The 385-nt window shown below is 75.3% G+C and carries 1 pseudogene; it reads left to right on the forward strand.

What is annotated here, in order from left to right:
* Positions 1-124 precede the first annotated feature (124 nt).
* A pseudogene (locus LPA54_RS41785) lies at positions 125-385 on the forward strand (MFS transporter); the annotation flags it as partial.

The raw sequence follows: 385 nt of genomic DNA on the forward strand, positions 1-385 counted from the left end.
GTGGTCCTGGCAGCCCGGGCCCCGCCAGGTGACGGGTGACGTACCGGCCGCGCTCACCCCCGCCCCGCCCCTAAGGCATCCTCCCGATCCGCGCGGGCGGGCCTTAGACGCAGGATGACCAGGCATGACGACGAGATGGACGGCGGTCCGCGTGCTGCGCGACCGCACCGCGGGCCGGTGTCTGACGGCGGTGGTGGTCTCCGGGTTCGGCACCTCCACGCTGTGGCTGGCGTCGGGGGTGTGGGTCAAGGACCTCACGGGCTCGGACGGGCTGGCGGCGCTGTGCATGCTGGCGATGTGGGCGCCCACCCTGGCGGGCCCGCTCCTGGGCACGCTCGCCGACCGCCACCGGCGCCGGCCGCTGCTGGTCGCGCTGAGCCTGTTC

This window comes from Streptomyces sp. DH12 (genome assembly GCF_020873895.1).
Lineage (GTDB): Bacteria > Actinomycetota > Actinomycetes > Streptomycetales > Streptomycetaceae > Streptomyces.